Origin of the sequence: Pseudomonas sp. Sample_16 (assembly GCF_004307665.1) — a bacterium.
In the GTDB taxonomy this organism is placed as follows: domain Bacteria; phylum Pseudomonadota; class Gammaproteobacteria; order Pseudomonadales; family Pseudomonadaceae; genus Aquipseudomonas.
Genome location: NZ_RCOB01000029.1, coordinates 1 through 14,858 on the forward strand (window position 1 = coordinate 1; position 14,858 = coordinate 14,858).

General features: G+C 60.9%; 14 protein-coding genes. 7 read left to right on the forward strand and 7 right to left on the reverse strand.

Features of this window, described 5'->3' with window-relative positions; genetic code table 11:
- Window positions 1–199 precede the first annotated feature (199 nt).
- Complete coding sequence (locus D8U69_RS03805) at window positions 200–559, reverse strand: DUF6124 family protein (RefSeq protein WP_130906710.1); 360 nt, start codon at window positions 557–559, stop codon at window positions 200–202.
- 561 nt (window positions 560–1,120) lie between these two features.
- Here D8U69_RS03805 and D8U69_RS03810 point away from each other — a divergent pair.
- The 7 genes from D8U69_RS03810 (at window position 1,121) to D8U69_RS03840 (ending at window position 8,398) form a co-directional block, all read left to right on the forward strand.
- On the forward strand, window positions 1,121–2,638 hold the full coding sequence (locus tag D8U69_RS03810) for a CoA-acylating methylmalonate-semialdehyde dehydrogenase (RefSeq protein ID WP_130906711.1): 1,518 nt from the start codon (window positions 1,121–1,123) through the stop codon (window positions 2,636–2,638).
- A 109-nt stretch (window positions 2,639–2,747) separates the two neighbouring features.
- Window positions 2,748–3,137 carry a tautomerase family protein gene (locus D8U69_RS03815; protein ID WP_130906712.1) on the forward strand — a complete coding sequence of 130 codons (390 nt, stop codon included), beginning with the start codon at window positions 2,748–2,750 and terminating at the stop codon, window positions 3,135–3,137.
- Window positions 3,138–3,171: 34 nt separating this feature from the next.
- A complete protein-coding gene (locus D8U69_RS03820; RefSeq protein ID WP_130906713.1) occupies window positions 3,172–4,215 on the forward strand; it encodes a nitronate monooxygenase in 1,044 nt (347 codons plus the stop codon).
- Window positions 4,216–4,321: 106 nt separating this feature from the next.
- Window positions 4,322–4,564, forward strand: a complete 243-nt coding sequence (locus tag D8U69_RS03825; RefSeq protein WP_056856608.1) for a hypothetical protein — start codon at window positions 4,322–4,324, stop codon at window positions 4,562–4,564.
- A gap of 353 nt (window positions 4,565–4,917) precedes the next feature.
- Complete coding sequence (locus D8U69_RS03830; protein WP_130904449.1) at window positions 4,918–6,300, forward strand: iron-containing redox enzyme family protein; 1,383 nt, start codon at window positions 4,918–4,920, stop codon at window positions 6,298–6,300.
- Window positions 6,301–6,317: 17 nt separating this feature from the next.
- Entirely contained in the window at window positions 6,318–7,262 is a 945-nt protein-coding gene (locus D8U69_RS03835; RefSeq protein WP_130904450.1) for a class I SAM-dependent methyltransferase, read from the forward strand.
- A gap of 14 nt (window positions 7,263–7,276) precedes the next feature.
- Window positions 7,277–8,398, forward strand: a complete 1,122-nt coding sequence (locus D8U69_RS03840) for a carboxylate-amine ligase (protein ID WP_130904451.1) — start codon at window positions 7,277–7,279, stop codon at window positions 8,396–8,398.
- Between the two features lie 4 nt (window positions 8,399–8,402).
- Here the strand turns inward: D8U69_RS03840 and D8U69_RS29420 are convergent, their stop codons facing one another.
- From D8U69_RS29420 to D8U69_RS03865, 6 genes are all read right to left on the reverse strand, one after another.
- A complete protein-coding gene (locus D8U69_RS29420) occupies window positions 8,403–8,543 on the reverse strand; it encodes a hypothetical protein (protein WP_177434356.1) in 141 nt (46 codons plus the stop codon).
- A 93-nt stretch (window positions 8,544–8,636) separates the two neighbouring features.
- Window positions 8,637–9,260: a DUF4157 domain-containing protein gene (locus tag D8U69_RS03845; protein ID WP_241667771.1), complete on the reverse strand. Its 624-nt coding sequence runs from the start codon at window positions 9,258–9,260 to the stop codon at window positions 8,637–8,639.
- Window positions 9,260–10,825 (reverse strand): amino acid permease, encoded by a 1,566-nt coding sequence (locus D8U69_RS03850; RefSeq protein WP_130904452.1) that lies wholly within the window; start codon window positions 10,823–10,825, stop codon window positions 9,260–9,262. Before D8U69_RS03850 ends, D8U69_RS03845 begins: the two co-directional genes overlap by 1 nt.
- An 88-nt stretch (window positions 10,826–10,913) precedes the next feature.
- A complete protein-coding gene (locus D8U69_RS03855) occupies window positions 10,914–12,074 on the reverse strand; it encodes an iron-containing alcohol dehydrogenase (RefSeq protein WP_130904453.1) in 1,161 nt (386 codons plus the stop codon).
- A gap of 3 nt (window positions 12,075–12,077) precedes the next feature.
- Window positions 12,078–13,469, reverse strand: coding sequence for an aldehyde dehydrogenase family protein (locus tag D8U69_RS03860; RefSeq protein WP_130904454.1), 1,392 nt, complete (start codon window positions 13,467–13,469; stop codon window positions 12,078–12,080).
- Between the two features lie 7 nt (window positions 13,470–13,476).
- Window positions 13,477–14,850 carry a glutamine synthetase family protein gene (locus D8U69_RS03865; RefSeq protein WP_130904455.1) on the reverse strand — a complete coding sequence of 458 codons (1,374 nt, stop codon included), beginning with the start codon at window positions 14,848–14,850 and terminating at the stop codon, window positions 13,477–13,479.
- Between the last annotated feature and the right edge of the window lie 8 nt (window positions 14,851–14,858).

Sequence of the window (14,858 nt, forward strand, 5' to 3'; positions counted from 1 at the left end):
GGCATGCCCTCGCTCCGGTCCTGCTCCGTGGGCCCGCCGCCATCGGCCATCCATGTCCGGGGGCGGCTAACCCGGCTTCCTTGCCGGGTTGCCCACTGCGCAGAACCTGCGCTCGGCCTCTCTAGGGGGCAAGAAGATCAACAGCCAAAGCCAAAGCGAGGCGGCCTGACAGCCGACCTGGTTGTCAGTTGGGCTTGTGTTATTCCGGTGGGTCGATTTGGTCCAGCACTCGGTTCGCGGTGATCTCTGCCAGCATCACGCTGTTGGAAATGCCCAGCAGGGCATTGCGATCTCCGCCCTCCAGATGATCGACCAGTTGGTGGACCATGACATCGACCGAGGCCAGTGTTTCCACCAGGTACACCATCAGGGTTTCGGTGGTGACTTCGGGGTCGACGGTGAACAGTGTGCTGACGGTGCGCGGTGTGGCTTTGATGTCGGCGGTCGAGGGGAAGTGGAAGTCGAGGGCGCGTTCGGCGGCTTCGTTGAGTTTTTTTGAGTCGGGTTCGTATGGGGAGGTTGGATCGGTGTCTGGCGGGTTCGGCGTAGGTTTGATCATTTCGGACTCCAGAATTATGGAGCCGTCACCGGCTTGCGACTAAACAAGGGTGGCAGCTGTACGCAGGTTAGTCGACCGGGGAGTCACGAATCCGGCGCGCCCGAAGGCGCCCTGCGCACAGCTACCATGAAGTGCAGGCATGAAATGACGTGACTATCTGGAAGCAGATGCGCCTCGTGAAACCATCGAGCGACTAAACCCGATCACTGATGAGCAGTGACGCGAATCAAGTTACCGAGCGGACCCAGGGCGCACAAGCCGGCGGATTCTGGCGTACCCGTAGGCAATGACGCAAGGTTTTGTAGCTCTCATCCAGTAACCGCCTACGCCTTTAAACACGCGTGCTCACCGAATGTTTAATGAACAGAGGCAAGCGCTCATCCCCCGCAAACGCTGCGAATCTACGTTCACCATTTCTGATCCACAAGATCATTAATCATCATTTTACATGATCCAGCGGCTGGCCTACTTTGGCTCTACCAGCCGCGCCGACGCTGCGCCTGGCACTTTGCAGAACAACAAAAAGAGATGGCTCTTATCCACCAGCAGGGGACACCCGCCATGAGCAACCAGCCAGTAGACATCGCACATTACATTCACGGCCGCGCAGTGCCGGGTACTTCCGGGCGCGCGCAGAACGTCACCAATCCGGCCACCGGTGCGGTGGTCGGCCACGTGGCCCTGGCCAATGTTTCTGAAGTCGACGCAGCGGTTCAGTCAGCCGCGGCGGCGTTTCCCGCCTGGTCGGCGACGCCGCCGCTGCGTCGTGCGCGCATCATGTTCAAGTTTCTGGCGTTGCTCAACGAGCACCGTGACACCCTGGCGCGGATGATTACCGCGGAGCATGGCAAGGTGTTCACCGATGCCCAGGGCGAAGTCACGCGCGGTATCGAAGTGGTTGAGTTCGCCTGCGGCATTCCGCAACTGCTCAAGGGCGACTACACCGAGCAAGTCTCCACCAACATCGACAACTGGACCGTGCGCCAGGCCCTGGGCGTGGTGGCCGGTGTCACGCCGTTCAATTTCCCGGTGATGGTGCCGATGTGGATGTTCCCGGTGGCCATCGCTTGCGGCAACACCTTCGTGCTCAAGCCGAGCCCGATCGATCCGTCGCCCTCGCTGCTGATTGCCGAACTGTTCAAGGAAGCCGGGTTGCCCGACGGCGTGTTCAACGTGGTGCAGGGCGATAAAGAAGCCGTGGATGCACTGCTTGATCACCCGCAAGTCCAAGCCGTGAGCTTTGTCGGCTCGACGCCGATTGCCAACTACATCTACGAAACCGGCGCCCGTCATGGCAAGCGTGTGCAGGCATTGGGCGGGGCGAAGAACCACATGGTGGTGATGCCCGACGCCGATATCGATCAGGTGGTCGATGCGCTGATTGGCGCAGCCTTCGGTTCGGCCGGCGAGCGCTGCATGGCGATTTCGGTGGCGGTGTTTGTCGGCGATGTGGCCGATAAAGTCATGCCGAAACTGGTGGAACGCACCCGCACCTTGAAGATTCTTGAAGGCATGAATCTGGCGGCTGAAATGGGTCCGATCGTGTCATCCGCCGCCTTGCAGCGCATCACCGGTTACATCGAACAGGGCATCGCCGAAGGCGCCGAAATGCTGGTCGACGGTCGTGGCTTTGATGGCTCGCAGGCCGGTGCCGGTTGTGCCGAAGGCTTCTGGCTGGGCGGCACGATTTTCGACCATGTCACCCCCGAGATGAAAATCTATAAAGAGGAAATCTTCGGCCCGGTGCTGGCGTGCATGCGCGTCAAGGACTTTGCCGAGGCGGTGGACCTGGTCAATGCCCATGAATTCGGCAACGGCACCGCCTGCTATACCCGTGACGGCCACATCGCCCGTGAATTCGCCACCCGCATTCAGGTGGGCATGGTCGGCATCAACGTGCCGATTCCGGTGCCGATGGCCTGGCACGGTTTCGGTGGCTGGAAGCGTTCGCTGTTCGGTGACATGCACGCGTATGGCGAAGAAGGCGTGCGGTTCTATACCAAGCAGAAATCGGTGATGCAGCGCTGGCCGAACAGCATTGCCAAGGGCGCCGAGTTTGCCATGCCCACCTCCAAATAGACTTTGACGCTTTCGGGTTTGGAAGGCGTGCTGGCGCGGGCTTGTACGCCATTCTTTTGTCCCGGGGGGCGAGCTCTTCGCTCCCATTTTTTTACCAGGGTGAATCGAAATGCCAATGCTCAAGTTCGACATTATCCGCGGGCGCAGCGATCAACAGTTGCGCACGTTGCTGGATGCGGCACACCAGGCCATGGTCGAGGCGTTCGATGTGCCGTTCAGTGATCGCTACCAAAGCGTCACGCAACACAGTGCGCAAGAACTGATCCTGCATGACACCGGATTGGGGTACCCGCGCTCGGCCAACGTGGTGTTGTTGACGGTGATTTCACGGCCGCGCACGCAGGCGCAGAAAGTCACGTTTTACCGCTTGCTGGCCGAACGACTGCAAGTCGATTGCGACCTTTCTCCGGACGATCTGATCGTCTCGCTGGTGGAAAACAGCGATGCGGATTGGTCGTTCGGAGGGGGGCGCGCGCAGTTTTTAACCGGCGAGCTCTAGGGTTCGCGTTCACTCATCACATTCAGGTGCCGCCATGTCCAATCCTCTGTTGTCACTGTTGAACATTGAATTGCCGATCATTCAGTCGCCGATGGTCGGCGTCTCCACGCCCAAACTCGCCGCGGCGGTGTCGAATGCCGGTGGGCTCGGCTCTATCGGGATCGGGGCAAGCAATGTCGAACAGGCCCGGGCCATGTTGCGTGAGACGGCTGCACTGACCGACAAACCCTTTAACGTGAATCTGTTCTGTCACGCACCGGCCATTCATGACGCTGCGCGTGAAGCGCAGTGGCTGAAGTTTCTCGCACCGTTCTTCGCTGAGTTCGATGTCGCTGCGCCAACGGCACTGCGCGAGATCTACACCTCGTTCGTCGAAGACCCCGGCATGCTGCACATGCTCCTGGAAGAAAAACCGGCGGTGGTCAGTTTCCATTTCGGCTTGCCGGCGCAATCGGCCATCGATGCGCTCAAGGACGCCGGCATCGTGCTGTTGTGTTCTGTAACCAGCCTGGCCGAAGCGCAAGTTGCGGAGCATGCCGGGGTGCACGTGCTGGTGGCGCAAGGTTATGAAGCAGGCGGGCATCGTGGGGTGTTCGACCCGCAGCAGGACAGCGAGATGGGCACGTTCGCCCTGGTGCGCGTGCTGACCGAGGCCTGCCGGCTGCCAGTGATCGCCGCGGGCGGGATTATGGACGGCGCGGGGATCACCGCGGTCATGCAACTGGGCGCCAGTGCCGTGCAATTGGGTACGGCGTTCATCCTGTGTCCCGAATCCTCGGCCAACGTTGCCTATCGCGAAGCCCTCAAAAGCCCTCGCGCCCATTTGACTCGAGTCACCAGCGTCATTTCCGGCCGACCTGCCCGGGGCATGGTCAATCGCAATTTCACCAGCCTCGAGGCCAATGCCCCGGCCTTGCCCGATTATCCGATTGCCTACGACGCCAACAAGGCGCTCAACGCGGCGGCAGCCGCCAAGGCCAATAGCGAATTCGCCGTGCAGTGGGCCGGGCAGGGCGCGCCGTTGGCGCGGGAGATGCCGGCGGCGGCCTTGGTCAAGTTGCTGGCGGCAGAGATGTAGCGCAGCCCGGAGCAGGCCGCTCGTCCACTCGATCGCACGTCATTCCCTTTGCCTGTCTCACAAGAGTACGGCCCGGAAAGTCCGGACCCCTGTTGTGAGGTGGGTTATGACCAGCGACTCGAGTTTCCAGGAAAACATGCAAGATCCGAACAAGCCACAAGGCTCTGTTCCTTCCAAACCTGAGCCTGGCAGCGACGATTCGCTGCCCAATCCAAACGACCCGGGCAAGTACGATCCGCTGACACAGCCTGACCGCGAAGAGGACCAGCGGCCGGAGGATTGGAACGAGCCGCCCAGGGACGTTCCCGAAGCGGATGAGCAATCCCCGCTGTCGGACGACAGGCGTTGACGACAGGAGTCCGGTCTATGAACCTGATGCTGTTCACATGAGGACGAACACCCGTGGCGAGGGAGCTTGTCGGATCGCCGCACCGTCCCGCTGCGCAGCAGTCCCTTTTAGGGCCGCTTCGCGCCCCAGCGGGAGCAAGCTCCCTCGCCACGTGTGTTCGTCCTCAAGTGAACAGCGCAGGTTTGTGAACCGGGCTTTTTTGGCGCGGCACATGCCACCGGTCCCGCTCTCCTGCAAGCCGATTGAATTTTCCGTTCAGGGCTAAATCTTCTATTCAACGAGCGAGCGTTTCGTGTTGTCGGCACCTGATGTCAGGGGCACAGCCAAATGCACTGCCCAGGAGAGAAATGCCCATGACTTTGTTCGAACCCTTGTCCAGCTCACCTTCAGCGCTTTCAGGCCCCGTCGCCGCCGGGCGCTATCGAGCGTTGTACGAACTGCTCTACGCCAATGCGCCTGATGCCAGGCAGCAGGCAGAGATTTTCCTGCGCCAGCAACTGGCCCGCGCCGCCGAATTGCCTTGTGACCTGCCCGAAACGACGGAGCAGTTGCCATCGTGGGCACAAGAGCGGTGCTCGGCAGTGGCGCGGGACTATGCCGCTTACCTCGAAGAGCGCAAGCAGGGTGGGGCGCGCCGATATTTTTCAAACAAGGCTCATGCCTTGTATTTCCTGCAATGCGTAGCACCGACCAAAGAGGTCGACGGCGCTTGGCTGGCCGGTGTGCTGGAACATTGGCAAGACGTGCGTTACGACGGATTGCTGAACACGTATCTGGAGGAACTTGGCAGGGGTGATCCTCGGCAAAATCATGTGGTGATCTACCGCAATCTGCTGGCCGCCCACGACTGCGGCGATAAACAGGGGCTGTCGGATGAGTGTTTCCTGCAAGGCACGATTCAATTGGCACTGGGACAATGCAGCACGGCGTTCATGCCGGAAGTCATCGGCTACAACCTCGGCTATGAGCAATTGCCGTTGCACCTGCTGATCAGCGCTTATGAGTTGCGCGAGTTGGGCATCGATCCGTATTACTTCACGTTGCATGTGACCATCGACAATTCCAGCAGCGGCCATGGCCACAAGGCTGTGCAGTCATTGCTGGAATTGTTGCCCATGGACGAGGGCCGCGACGAGTTCTTCCGGCGTGTCGCCGTGGGCTATCGCTTGAATGATTTGGGCATTGGCTCGACGTCGGTGATTGCCGGGTTCGATTTGCAACAGGAAGTGGTTGGCATGCTCGAGCGTAAACGCTGTTTTGGCCAGCACATGCACTCCGACTTTTGTCAGATTGAAGGCAAGACCGTCAATCAGTGGCTGGCGACGCCGGGCCAGATCGGCGAGTTTCTCGATGCCTTGCAGCGCAAGGGCTGGATCAAGCGCAACCAGTCGCCGCAAGACAGCCGGTTCTGGCGCCTGATCGAAGGCAACACGGCCGCCATGTTCGGGGTGTTCAGTGGTTATGAAAAACAATTGCTGCGCGACTGGATTGCCGGCAACTGGCAGGACGAGCAGCGGCCCAGGCCGATACCCCGGGACCAAGCCAACGGTGACGCCTGCGAGGCAAGCGAAGCGCACGACCCGGAACTCGTCGCGTTGCGCAGTGCCCTGAGTGATAAGTCGCCGCAGCAACAGCTTCAAACGCTGATCCCTTGGCTCTCGGCCCAGCGGCATTTTCGTCCGGCGGGGCTCTACGCTACCCGGCGTTTTATCGATTCGGTAGCCCGCTTGCGCTGAGCCCAGGAGAGACTTGCATGTCGAAACAACAAATTGCCGATCGAGCCCTGCTTGAGCTCGGCAGACATTTGCTCAGTGAAGACTATCGCTTCATCACCCCAACGCCGTTGACCCATGAGCGCGTATATCAACGCTTTTCTCCGCCGCTGGCGAAAAACCTGCGGGATGTCTTCGGCTGGTCGATGCCGTTTGATCACACGCTATTTCCACGAGACGTCCTGGCAGGGCTGGAGCAAGCGGAGATCGTTGAGCGGCAAGGCCCGCTGTGGCGCAGCACCGTGCGTTGGTCGAGCCTGGAGGGTGGGTTGTTTGCCCATTCGGCGTACCCGACCACGCAAGCCGACGCGGTATTTTTCGGCCCGGACAGCTACCGTTTTGCGCAATTGATCGACGCGCATTTGCAGCAGCGTTTCGAGCCTGTGCGCCGGGCCGTGGACATTGGTTGCGGGGCCGGGGTCGGCGCGTTGGTGATTGCTCACGCTCATCCGCAGGCCGAGGTGTTGGCGGTGGACATCAACCCGCGAGCGCTGCGCTTGTCGGCCGTCAATGCCGAGCTGGCCGGGGTCGACAACGTCAGCGTGTACCAGAGCGATATCCTCGGCAGCGTCGAAGGTGAATTCGACTTGATCATTGCCAATCCGCCTTACATGAACGACAGCCAGCATCGCGCCTATCGCCATGGCGGCGGCGCTCTGGGCGAAGCCTTGTCGCTGCGCATTGTTCGTGAATCGTTGCCGCGACTGCACAAGGGCGGCAGTTTGCTGCTGTACACCGGTGTGGCGATGGTTGACGGGCAAGATCCGTTTCTCGAAGTCATACAGGCGTTGCTGGCTGGTCATGCCGTCGGCTGGACCTATCGAGAGCTGGACCCGGACGTGTTTGGCGAGGAGCTGCTCAAACCCGGTTATGAACGCGTGGAGCGCATCGCCGTCGTGGCATTGACCGTGACCCGTCGGCACTGAGCGGAACTGTCGACATGAAGCGCGGGCCACGTTTCGGCATTGAAGAAGAATACTTCCTCACTGACCTGACCACCCGGCAGATGCTTGCCGAGCCCGCTCACCCGCTGCTGGTCGAATGCCGGGAAGCCGTCGGCAAAGGGTTTGCCTATGAAATGTTCCAGGGCCAAATTGAAGTGGCGTCGCCGATCTTCACCTCGACCGCCGAGGCGGCTGACTATCTCCACGGTGTTCGCACGCGCCTGAACCGGGCATTGAGCGGCCACGGATTGGGGTTGCTCTGCGCAGGCTCTCATCCCTTGGCGTTTTGGCGCGATCAGCGCGCCACCCCGTTGCCGCACTTCGCTCAGCTGTTTGCCGAATATCAAACGGTGGCGCAACGCAGCGTCCTGTGTGGCTTGCACGTGCATGTTGAAATCCCCGAAGGCATCGACCGGATTGCCGTGATGAACGAAGTGAGCCCGTGGTTGCCGCTGTTGCTCATGCTCAGTTGTTCTTCACCGTTTTGGCAGGGGGCTGCCAGCGGTTTCATGAGTTATCGCCAGGTGGTCTGCGACGGCTGGCCACGCATGGGCATCCCGGAGCACTTCGAGAACGAGCGTGAATATCAGCGTTATTTGGCACTAATGCAGCGCATTGGCGCGATTGAACAGGGTGGCAATGGCTGGTGGGGGTTGCGCCCGGCGAGCCGCTACCCAACGCTGGAGCTGCGCATGACCGATGCTTGCTCGCGACTCGCTGATGCGTTGCTGTTGGCGAATCTGTTCCGGGTGATGGTGGCGTTCGCCATCACCTGCGCCAACCCCGGCGCCGGCCATGATGCAACATCCCGCTGGCTACTTGAGGAGAACCGCTGGCAGGCCAAGCGACACGGATCGGAAGGGCGCTTTGTTGTCGATGCCGAAGGCACAGCGCTGAGTGCCGGCCAGTGGTTGCAACGGGCACAAATGCTATTTGCCGAAACGGCCGAGCAGATCGGCGAACCGCAGATATTCGAGCAGGCCAAAGCACTGTTGCTCAATGGCAACAGCGCCACGCGTCAGCTGGCTTGCCACGCCAGGGCCAGCGCCCAGGAGCCTGACCCACAGCGCAGCCTGCAAGCGGTGGTTGACCATCTACTCGAGGAAACGGCGGGCTGATCGATCAGTTGCCGTCCGCCACTTTGCGTTCAATCTCATCAATTTTTCGACGCAACGCCTCGTCTTCCTGTTCCGCCGTCTCGGGTGCCGCGGGGGGTGTCGATTCATCCTCGTGGTCTGCGGTGTTTCGGTCTTCATCGTTCATGGCGCGCGCCTCCAGTGATATACCCATTGGAAGCGGCGCATGTGCGCGAGTTCGAGAAACCTCGGCAGGTTTCCGATGGACGTCGCTGGCCGTTCAAGGTGAGCGCGCAGACTCCGTTGGTGTTGTGCCGGTTCGCAGGTCTCGGCTTACGCGGGTTTGAATCTCGTAGGCAGGCGCTTCGACGGCGTTGTAATCACGGGTGTAACGACTGGCAAACTCGTGAACGCCCCATTGCTGATACTGCTGCACGTGCTTGAGCTCATGGGCCCACAGCGCGACATTGTTCTGCGCATCGTCGGCGCTGCGAAAGACGATGATATCGACGAGCGTGACGGCGTTTATATCGGGATTCTGCAGCATGGTGTGTGCGGCATTCAGCTCTACGTCATCGCCGACTTTATAGCGGACGGCATCGAGCACCTGAAGGTCGTAGTAGGGTTCGAGCTGCGCCCGGATATTCAGCGGGATAGTCTGCACGTCACCCATGGCGGCGGTATCGCGCGATTGCACGATCCAGTTCTCCAGCCCGGCGGCCGCCATCTGGTTCATGTTTTCGAAGACAGTCCCTAGCTCCCCCTCGGCGCCCGGGGCACAAAAACAAGCGACCACGCAGACCTGATATTGCCCGGCCGGGCAGGCGATCGCAGCGCAGGGAGCGCCGACGCAAAACAGCAGCAGCGCTGACCGGGCAATTCGACCCACAAGCGATTGTGGCATCAGCTTTTTGATTGCCTGTTCAACGCCGCTTCAGCCGCGGCGATTTCTGCCTGGCGCTTGAGGATGACATCCCCCACCGGCGGCCCTTGAAAGCGTCGGGCCTCAAAGCCGAACCAGACGATGGCCGTCAGCACCAGGAAACCGATGGTGATGTACAGCGCCCAATCGTTGGGTGGCTGAATGCCGATGACAAAAATGATCACCATCGAAAGCACCGACAGCAAGGCGAACACCGTGTACCAGAAGCGCCCCATGTTCCATGGCCCCATGGTTGGCCATTTCGAGGTGCCGTAGGCAAACAGGCCCAGCACGATGGGAATGATGAACGAGAAGAACAGGAAGATCACCGTGCAGGACACAACGATGGTGTAGACCGGTGTCTCACCGACCGAAATCACCGATGAGCCCCAGTCGAACAATACGGCGAGCGTCGCCCCGGTCCAGATGGCGGCTACCGGGCTGCGAAATGTAGGCGACACCGACGACAGGGCTTTGGAGAAGGGCAGGCCACCGTCGCGGGAAAAGGCGAAGATCATCCGCGACACCGAGGTCACCGTGGCCAAGCCGCAGAGCACCTGCGAGATGAAGATCGCCACGTACAACGCAAGCTTCAAAGTCGGGTTGACTTGAGTGTCCATGGCCCAGAAAAACACGCCCCAGCCTTTGCTCGCCGCCTCGTCCAGATTCGGCAGCATCAGCACGAATGAGCTGAGCATCACCCAACCGAACAACAGCGACCAGACCACTGACATGACCATGCCTCTTGGAACGGACAGGGCGGCATTGCGGGTCTCTTCGGAAGTGTGCGCGGAGGCGTCATAGCCGGTGATGGTGTAGATCGGCAACAGCAGGCCGAGCATGAACACCCAGCCATTGGACACCGATGGCCAGACGTTGCCGCCAGCCTCGCCGGAATAGTTGCCGAACGTCACCAGCCGGGCGAATTCGTAACTGGGCGCCGAAATCAGGCAGACGATGGTCAGCGCCAGTGCGGTTGCGAAAATCAGGTAGCCGGAGAAGTCGGTAAGTCTCGCGGTCAAGCCGATTCCCAGGTGATTGCACAAGGCCTGGAGGCCGGTGAGGATCGCCAGGAAAATCACCCGGGTCGTGGTGGTGTCCTCCATGCCCAATGCCGGACCGAAGGCACCGAAGAAAAAGTAATAAGTGCCGACGTTGATCGCGCCAAGCACCGTCACCAGACCCAGCAGGTTGAACCAGGCCGTGAGCCAGCCGGTGAAGCGGTTGCCGAGAATCGAGCCCCAGTGATACAGGCCGCCTGCGGTGGGGTAGGCCGAGGAAATCTGCGCCATGGCGAGGGCGAACACCCCGGAAATCAGGCAGCCGATCGGCCAGCCGATGCCGATCGAGGCACCGCCTGCGCCCGAGGTGCCCTGGGCGAGTGAGTTGATGCCGCCGGAGAGAATGCAGATGATCGAAAAGGAAATCGCAAAGTTGGAGAAAACGCCCATCCGTCGCGAGAGCTGCTGGGCATAGCCCATGCTGTGCAGCACCTTGATGTCATCGTCGTGCGGCGCATCGGTGCCGGGCTGGCTTGCTGGGTTCATGTCGTGTGCCCCTTCAGGTTTTGAGACAGGCCGAACTGAGCCGCCGTAGGCTCGACCTGGTTTTCTGTAGGAGCGAGCAGGCTCGCTCCTACAGACGGCCGTGATATGCCGCTGCGAAAATCTGTGACGCGCCGTCCCGTGTCAGCGGCAACGGATTACCGCCCGCCGAAGGGTCGACAACGGCCATGTCTGCAATCAGCTCGGCCTGCTTGTCGTCCACGCCCAGCTCAAACAGCGTGTGCGGGACGGCAATGTCCTTGCGCAGTTTGAGGACGAAGGCCATGAAGCTGTCGAAGCCCGGGGAGGGCAGGTGCAGGTAAGCCGCCAGGCGCGAGATGCGCTCCTCGATGGCCGGGCGATTGAACTTCAACACATACGGCATCAGCGTCGCATTGGTCATGCCGTGGTGAGTATCGTAAAGAGCGCCGATTGGATGGGCGAGGGCGTGCATCCCGCCAAGCCCTTTCTGGAACGCCGTGGCGCCCATCGCTGCCGCGGCCAGCATTTGCCCCCGTGCATCCAGATCGGAAGGCATGTGCACGGCGCGCACCAGAGCGTTCGCCACCAGGCGCATGCCTTCCACTGCAATGCCATCGGCCATCGGGTGAAAACCGGGCGCGCAGTACGACTCGAGGCAGTGCGCCAATGCATCCATGCCGGTGCCGGCAGTGACTTTGGCCGGCATGCCGACGGTCAGGGCCGGGTCACTGATGACCACGCGTGGCATCATTTTCGGGTGAAAGATGATGCGCTTGGTGTGGCTGCGATCGTCGATGATCACCGCCGCACGACCCACTTCGGAGCCCGTGCCAGCGGTGGTCGGCACCGCGATGACCGGGGCAATCCGGCTTTCATCGGCGCGGGTCCAGTAGTCGCCGATGTCCTCGAAATCCCAGACTGGGCGCGTTTGACCGCTCATGAACGCAATCAGCTTGCCCATGTCCAGGCCGCTGCCGCCGCCAAAGGCGACTACACCGTCATGGTTGCCCGCGCGCCAGGCATCGAGCCCGCCGGCCAGATTCGCTTCGACCGGGTTGGGCTTGAGGTCGCAAAAAAGCGCAGCGCCCAGCCCGGCGTCGCGTAAGGCATCCAGCGCGGCAGTAGTGATCGGCGCCCGCCCCAGGCCACTGTCGGTGACCAGCAGCGGTCGCTCGATGCCCTGGCTGCGACAGACTTCGGCCAGCTCGCTGATGCGGCCGACACCGAAGCGAATGCTGGTGGGGTAGTTCCAGTTTCCAGTCAGGCTCATGGCTCAGATCTCGTGGCGCAAATGGAAGGATTTGGCGCGGGTCAGGTGTTCATAGCCCAAGCGCGACAGGGTCACGCCGCGCCCACTGTTCTTCACCCCGGTCCAGGCCAGGGCGGGGTCCAGGTAATCGCAGCGATTCATGAACACAGTGCCCGTGTCGATGGCATCGCCCAGGTGTTCGGCCGCGGCGAGATCGCGGGTCCAGATCGACGCGCTGAGGCCGAACTCACTGTCATTCATCAAGGCAATCGCTTCGTCATCGCTGGCCACCGGCATGATGCCGACCACCGGACCGAAACTTTCATCACGCATGACCGACATCTGATGGGTGACATCGACCAACACCTGCGGCGCGAGGTAGGCGCTGCCCGGCACATCGGCGGCAAATGCCTGCGGATCGATCAACGCCTTTGCACCCTGGGCCACGGCCTCGGCGATCTGGCCACGGACAAAAAACGCCGCGCCGGGTGTCACCAGCGGACCGAGGGTGGTGGCCTCGTCCAGCGGATTGCCCAGTACGTATTGGCGGGTCAACTCCACGAAGCGCTCGACAAACGCTGAGTAAATTGATTGATCGACGTAGATGCGCTCCACCGCGCAGCAACTCTGTCCGGAGTTGAAAAAGCTGCCGTCCACCAGGTTTTCCACGGCATGCTCAAGATTGGCGTCTGCCCGGACGTAGGCGGGGTCTTTGCCGCCGAGTTCCAGGCCCATGCCGAGAAACCTTCCGCTGGCGGCGCTTTCCATGGCCTTGCCGGCGTCCACCGAGCCGGTGAAATTCACCTGTTGCACACGTGCAGAAGCAATGATTGCGGCGGTCTGGGCATGATCGAGCAAGAGGTTCTGGAACACGCCTTCTGGCAGATTGGCGCGGCGGAAAGCCTCGGCGAACCGTTCACCGACCAGCAGCGTTTGCGAGGCATGTTTGAGGATGACGGCGTTGCCCGCCATCAGCGCCGGGATGACCGTATTCACCGCGGTCAGGTACGGATAATTCCACGGTGCGACCACCAGCACCGTGCCCAGCGGTTCACGCTTGATATGCCGGCGAAAACCATTGATCGGCGCCGGTTCGACCATTGCCAGAGCTTCAGGCGCAATGGCGATCATATACCGCGCGCGTTCTTCGAAACCGCGCAGTTCTCCCGCGCCGAAGCGTACCGGCCGGCCCATTTGCCAGGCCAGTTCCGGGACGATCTGGTCTTTCATGGCCAGCATTGCGTCCACCGCAGCACTGCAAAAAGCCGCACGTTCGTTCAGTGGCCGACGTTTCCACTGCGCCTGGGCGATTGCGGCTGCCGCCAGTGCCTGCTCGAGTTGTTCCGCATCGACAGCTTGGCGTTCAGCGTAAACCCGGCCATCGACCGGTGAAACGAGTTCAATAGTCGAAGTCATGTCGATCTCAATAGCGCTCGAAACCGCGCTGCAGCTCCCAGTCGGTGATCCGCCGGTCGTACTCTTTCTGTTCCCATTCGGCGGTGTGCACGTAATGCTCGACCACCTCATCACCGAACGCTTCGCGCAACATGCTCGAGCCCTTGAGTGCGGCACTGGCTTCACGCAGGGTTTTGGAAACCTCAGGCAGCTGTTCATCGACGTAGGCATCGCCCTCGAAAGGAGGATCGAGGGTGAGTTTTTCGTCGATTCCGGCCAGCCCCGCGGCGATCAGTGCGGCGAAGGCCAGATATGGGTTGAGGTCGGCGCCGCCGATGCGGCATTCGATGCGGATCGATTTGCTGCTTTCGGCGCATAGACGGAAACCGGCGGTGCGGTTGTCGCGGCTCCATACCGCGCGGGTCGGGGCGAAGGTGCCGGCCTGAAAGCGCTTGTAGGAGTTGATGTAGGGCGCGAGAAAACAGGTGATGTCATTGGCGTACTTGAGTTGCCCGGCCACCCATGAACGCATCAGCTTGGACATGCCGAACTCGGCCTTGGGGTCGTAGAACAGCGGTTTTTTGCCGTTCTTGTCCCACAGCGAATTATGGATGTGGCTGCTGGAGCCAGCGGCGTCATAACGCCATTTGGCCATGAAGGTGATCGCCTTGCCCTGCAACTGGGCGATCTCTTTGCAGGCGTGCTTGATGATGACGTGATGGTCGGCCATGGTCATGGCGTCGGCGTAGCGGATGTTGATCTCTTCCTGGCCAGGCCCCCATTCACCCTTGGAGTTTTCCACGGGAATGCCCGAGGCTTGCAGATGCTTGCGAATCGCCCGAAGCACCGGCTCTTCGCGGGTGGTCTGCAGGATGTTGTAATCCTCGATGTAATGCCCGGCGGTTTTCGGCTTGTGGTAGTTGCGCTTGTGGATGGCCTCGTAACTTTCATCGAACAGGTAGAACTCAAGCTCGGAAGCGAACATGCCGACATAGCCGCGCTCACGCAGGCGCTCGACCTGTTTTTTCAGGATTGCCCTTGGGCTGTGGGGCAAATCTTGCCGGTGGTGATGGTCGAGCACGTCGCACAGCACCAGCGCCGTGCATTCCAGCCACGGCACCTTGCGCAAGGTACGCATGTCGGGTTTGAGGACAAAGTCGCCGTAGCCTTTGCTCCAACTGGCAGCGGCGTAACCTGGCACCGGCTCCATGTCGATGTCGTCGGCCAGCAGGTAGTTGCAGCAGTGGGTTTCTTCATGGCCACTGTCGATGAAGAATTCGACCTGGAATCGCTTGCCCACCAGCCGTCCCTGCATGTCGACCATGCACACCAGCACGGTATCGATCTCGCCGGAAAGGGCAGCACGCTTGAGTTCGTCAAAACTGAGGAATGGCTCGGTCATCACGGCAA